The organism is Nostoc sp., from assembly GCF_035638895.1.
Taxonomy (GTDB): domain Bacteria; phylum Cyanobacteriota; class Cyanobacteriia; order Cyanobacteriales; family Nostocaceae; genus Nostoc.
Map to the genome: position 1 here is coordinate 1 of NZ_DASQZC010000618.1, position 3,586 is coordinate 3,586.

Annotated in this window: 5 protein-coding genes; all 5 read right to left on the reverse strand. The window is 40.5% G+C overall.

What is annotated here, in order from left to right; translation table 11 throughout:
- Positions 1-1,485, reverse strand: a 1,485-nt coding sequence (locus VE944_RS30185; RefSeq protein WP_324986253.1) for a copper amine oxidase, incomplete at its 3' end; no start/stop codon positions are given.
- Positions 1,486-1,624: 139 nt separating this feature from the next.
- Positions 1,625-2,149: a tetratricopeptide repeat protein gene (locus VE944_RS30190; protein WP_324986256.1), complete on the reverse strand. Its 525-nt coding sequence runs from the start codon at positions 2,147-2,149 to the stop codon at positions 1,625-1,627.
- 108 nt (positions 2,150-2,257) lie between these two features.
- Positions 2,258-3,067, reverse strand: coding sequence for a HesA/MoeB/ThiF family protein (locus tag VE944_RS30195; protein WP_324986259.1), 810 nt, complete (start codon positions 3,065-3,067; stop codon positions 2,258-2,260).
- Positions 3,068-3,077: 10 nt separating this feature from the next.
- Positions 3,078-3,395: a nitrogenase-stabilizing/protective protein NifW gene (gene nifW / locus VE944_RS30200; RefSeq protein WP_324986262.1), complete on the reverse strand. Its 318-nt coding sequence runs from the start codon at positions 3,393-3,395 to the stop codon at positions 3,078-3,080.
- Positions 3,392-3,586, reverse strand: a 195-nt coding sequence (locus VE944_RS30205) for a CCE_0567 family metalloprotein (RefSeq protein ID WP_324986265.1), incomplete at its 5' end; no start/stop codon positions are given. The genes VE944_RS30205 and nifW, both read right to left, overlap by 4 nt.

Below are 3,586 nucleotides of genomic sequence, written 5' to 3' on the forward strand. Positions count from 1 at the left end.
CTCATCCATTGGCAAAGCTTTCACATTCATTTCCATCACAGCATTAGCCTGTCCATCGACATCAAAATCTAGGCGATAGTTGAAAAAGTGCTGGTGATTTACTCCGAAGATATTCTTAGCAATTAGCCGACCATAGGAATCGTCCTCAGATTGCTTTTGGGCAGCCGTTCCCTGCACCAGTACAATACCCGTTAATTCATTTTGGACTTCCAAAGTCCCATCCTGGTGAAAAATCCAATTAATGCTGTAATCATAGTTATCAACGGCCGCAGTCATCGATATTACTAATTCTCGATTGCGACGGACATCATTACGCTGAGTATTATACTCATAGTGTTTCCACAGCATTCCGTTATCGCGTTCATAGATACCGATAACTCCTGGTATTTTATAAGGTTCTCCCTGCTCATTAGCAAATACAGCATCCAGCAAAAGACCGTTTTCAGGAATTTCTTTACCTAACTGCATCGTATTTGCTAGCAAACCAAAGTTGTATTCTCCAACATCAAATGCATTCCTAAACGACCAAGTGGGATTTGGATCGCCGTAAGGAACTACCATCTCTGATAGGCTAGCGCGGTATAAAACTGGTCTGACATTTTCCCCGTCGTCGTGTGTTACTTGATACAGCACCAATCCACTACGAGGATGCATTAAATACCGAAATTTCCAACCTTGCCAGCTAATTTCATTATTATTAATTCGGAAACTTGCACCATTTGGTTGCAGAATCTTTAATGCTTTAGGCGCTGAAAGTAATTTGCCTAAAGACTTTACATCATAGTTCCAGTTTTCTTTAGAGAAAGGTACGTTTCCCTGGTCAACGAAACTAACAATTTTACCTGCGTTCAAATTTATCGTTACTAAGACTCCTTCAATGGGACTACCGTAATAGTTCCAGCTTTTGCCTTTGTAGTAAGATAAGGCTCGACACAGACGATTACCTGTTGCTTCTTCCTGTTTACTTAAGATTCCTGGTGCCCAACAACTAATTTTGACTTGATCAAAATCGGTAATTCCTCGCCTTTGGATCGCTTTTTGCCATCGGGGATCGGCTTTAACTACCTGAGTTGCGAGTTCATATTCTGGATTGACAATTGCAGGTTGAACAGAGGATATTTCTTTCCACGAACTTAAGGTTTTGCTTGTTAGGTTAACAATACCCTCATAGGTTTTATTTAGCGATCGCTCATAGATTACCAAAAAAGCATTTCGCCCAAAAGCTTTACCAGGTGTAAAATTTAGAACTTCTTCTTTATCTGGTTCTTGTAAAGCGATCAGTGGAAAAGCTACCATTTCGCTCAAAGTTTTTTCTCTTTTGATGACCGAAACGGCTGTACTAATTTCTGCCTCTGTTAGTGAAGTGAGAGGATGGGAAATCGAAGGCTGTTGAGCCGTCAATCTTCCCATTAATCCGAGTGATATAGAAATGGCGACAATGATGGCAATAACTAGCCACAAAAAACGCTTTAGCCGCTTAATCATCTTTTACATTTTTAAAAAAGACTTATAGTTATCTATTTCCCAGCCTAAGCATGAAAACCGATAAATTAAGAGGCTAAAGCCAAATTAATTTGTTAATAATTGGGCAGTAGGGAGAAATAAACAATGCCCAATGCCCAATTTACGCAGAAACTAAACGACGTAAAGATTCAGCACGGCGTTTAGCAATAGGATTATTTGGAGCCAATTTTAGTGCTTCTTCGTAACTTTGTAACGCCTGACTAGTTAACTTTTTTTTCTCGTAAGCGTGACCGAGATTATTCAACCCTGTTACGTAGTCTGGTTTAGCTTTTAGGGCTTCTTTATACTGACGAATTGCTAGGTCATATTGCTCTTGGATAAAATAAATATAACCTAGCCCGTTGTAAATAGGGGCAATATTTTCTTCTCCCTCTTCTTGGGCCGCTTTGATAGCTTTTTGAAACAGCAGTATTGCTTGGGAATACATTTTTTTGTCTGAATAAATACTGCCTAACTCATAATATTCTTGAGTCGTACCCTTTTCTTTCTCTAACTTCTTTCGTAATCTTCCAAAGGAGCCTTCAATCTTGCGAGTTTTGAAAATCTGGCGAAAAACACTCACGGCTGCAATTGTGAGTATAACCACCAAAACTGAGAGATAAACAACGGCTAAACTGTTATCCATTGCTGCAAATATAAATATTAAAAGTTGTTTCTCTATCTATTATCAGCCTATTGTCCTTTGTCATTTGTCCTTTGTTATTCACTAATGACCAATGACTAATGACAAAAATTAACTATTTTGTGCAATACCCGTAGCTGTAGGTTCCATCGAATTGGATTGCGCGTGTCTCCAAGGCGCACTATTACCGCATACTGGACAAGAGCGATCGCGGTGAGAACGGCGTTTAGCAAATTCCATTCGATTTAAGTCGATTGTCAGCAATTGCGACAATAGAGGCTGACTAAACCCGGTGATCAGTTTGATTGCTTCCAGTGCTGTTAAACAAGCGAGTGTTCCAGAAACAGCGCCTAGAACTGAAAAGCCACGCTGATCCCACTCAGGCTTTTCTGGAAACAGACAAGATAAACAAGGAGTCACACCAGGAATAATCGTCGTTAGGTAAGCCTCCATCCCATTCATTGCAGCTTCCACCATTGGCTTACGCGATCGCACACAGGCTTCATTTAACAAATTGCGCTCTGTAAAATTGTGGGCGCAATCAAGAGCCATATCAGCCGACTGCACTAACGAATCTACATTTTCCGGGGTGATGTAATCATGAACAGCTTCCACTTGGACATCAGGATTAATCGCATCCAGAGTTTCTTTAGCTTTGAATACCCTTGGCTTACCTACCCAATCATCAGTCATGAGAACCTGACGATTCATATCATCTTGCCGCAAGTCACCACCCCGGACTAGGATTAGCCGCCCAACGCCCGCTACTGCTAGGTAAAGCGCCGCCGTACCGCCTAATCCCCCCACACCTGTAACCAAAACTGTCGCTGACTTCAGGCGTTTCTGTGCTGTTTCGCCAAAATTTGGAAGCATCATTTGGCGACGATAGCGTTCTAATTCGGTAGGCGTTAGGTTAACCAATTCATACCTCCTAATCAGAAGTGATTTCTGTCAGTGTGACTACATTTTTCGGCTTGTCGTTAAACACTTTGAACAGCTTTTGTTCGTGAGGTGTTGATTCGATAAATACCTGATAGGCTTTTTGCAAAGCCAAAGAATATTGATTTAGTCTCTCTTCTTGACTCAAATCAGGAGAATTATTATCAATTTCCTGTATATATTGAGAGAACTTTTTCAGAATATGTAGACGATTTACATTCACAACTTGTAAGTCGTAGGACATGTTAAAGAATTGAAAAAATTCTTCTGCATTTACGAGCTTCTTGAATTCATCAATAGTTCCAGTCATTTAGCATTCTCCAATTGTTTCAGATGTTGCTTAAGTTCATCTAACTGGCGATAGATTTCATAAGTTGCGGCGGCAACATCCATAAGTTGTGTGTAATCTGTTGGCAGACCTTCGGCTAAATCATGCAGATCCATTTTCATTTGACCTGCTTTACTGTTGAGGCGTCTGATTTTTGCTTGTAGTTCCTCAAT